The sequence below is a fragment of the Streptomyces sp. SID3212 genome (assembly GCF_009865405.1).
GTDB lineage: Bacteria > Actinomycetota > Actinomycetes > Streptomycetales > Streptomycetaceae > Streptomyces.
Genome location: NZ_WWJY01000503.1, coordinates 1 through 1,344, shown reverse-complemented (window position 1 = coordinate 1,344; position 1,344 = coordinate 1). Strand labels below are relative to the sequence as shown.

Genomic DNA, 1,344 nt, shown 5'->3' with positions numbered 1-1,344 from the left:
GTCGTGGAGAAGACCTCCGTCCGCTCCGCCTCGGTCAGGCCGTCCGTCACCGTGCGGGCCGCGTCCAGGACCTCCGCGTACGAGGCCGCCAGGCGGGAGACCGGCCAGTCGGAGCCGAACATCAGGCGGGTGGGGCCGAAAGCGGTGAGGACGATGTCGGCGTAGGGGCGGAGACCGTTGGGGGTCCAGGAGTCCCAGGACGCCTCGGTCACCATGCCGGACAGCTTGCAGACCGTGTTGGGCCGGGCCGCCAGCGCCTCGACGTGGTCCGCCCAGGGCTGGATGGCCCCGGAGGCGATCGGCGGCTTGCCGAGGTGGTCGAGGACGAAGGTGAGGCCGGGCAGCAGCTCGGCCGCCTTGGTGGCGGCGGGCAGCTGGGAGACCTGGACCACCAGGTCGTACACGAGTCCCTCCGCCGCGACGGCGGCCAGTCCGCGCTGGACGTCGGGGCGCAGCAGCCACTCCGGGTCCGCCTCGCCCTGGACCTGGTGGCGGATGCCGACGAGCCGGTCGCCGCCGGGCAGCGCGCGCAGGGCCGCGAGGGTGTCCGCGACGTCCGGCGCGGTGAGGTCGGTCCAGCCGACCACCCCGGCGACGAGGTCACTGGCGTCCGCGATCGCGAGGAATTCCGGGGTCTCCTCGGCGACCGTGACGGTCTGGACGACCACGGTGGCGGTCACCCCGGCCGCGCGGGCCTCCGGCTCCAGGTCGGCGAGGGTGAAGTCGCGGCGCAGGGGCGCGAGGGCGGGTCCGGTGATCCAGTCCTGGTCGCGTACCGACAGGTCCCAGAGGTGGTGATGGGCGTCGACGACGTTCGCGGGCGGGGTCATCATGCGTCAGAGCTCCCAGACGACGGGCAGGCCGGCGTCGGCGCCGGCCGCGGAGTAGTCGTGCACGGTGTCGAGCAGCTCGGCCATCCTGGCCTGCCAGGCGACGTTGACCGGCAGCTGGTCGAGCGCGGCGAGGAGGCGGGCGTAGTCCTCGCACTCCACGACGTGGAACAGGTCGGTGCCGCTGCGCCAGATCGTCCACGAGGTGGCCCCGGCGGCGCGGATCGCGGCGGTCAGCGCCGGGGGCACCTCCCGGTGGGCCGCCTCGTACTCCTCGACGCGGTCGGCGCGCACGGACGTGCGCAGGGCGACCCTCACGCCTCGGTCCCGTCCTCGGCGAGCAGGCCGCCCGCCCGCAGCTCCGCCCACAGGTCCTCGGGGACGTCCCGCGCGAGCTGCTCGGCGGCGTCCCGTACCTCGGCCGCCGAGCGGGTGCCCACCAGGACACTCGCGACGGCGGGGTGCCGCAGCGGGTAGTGCAGGGCGGCGGCGCGCAGCGGCAGTCCGTGACGGC

Annotated in this window: 2 protein-coding genes and 1 pseudogene; all 3 read right to left on the bottom strand. The window is 75.1% G+C overall.

The annotated features are described in order from the left end of the window. Window positions 1-830 (bottom strand): amidohydrolase family protein (locus tag GT042_RS15190; RefSeq protein ID WP_161309241.1); only part of this gene is annotated, 830 nt, incomplete at its 3' end. Window positions 831-836: 6 nt separating this feature from the next. After that, complete coding sequence (locus GT042_RS15185) at window positions 837-1,148, bottom strand: L-rhamnose mutarotase (protein WP_161309240.1); 312 nt, start codon at window positions 1,146-1,148, stop codon at window positions 837-839. Next, window positions 1,145-1,344, bottom strand: a pseudogene (locus GT042_RS15180) (aldo/keto reductase); the annotation flags it as partial. The gene GT042_RS15185 and the pseudogene GT042_RS15180, both read right to left, overlap by 4 nt.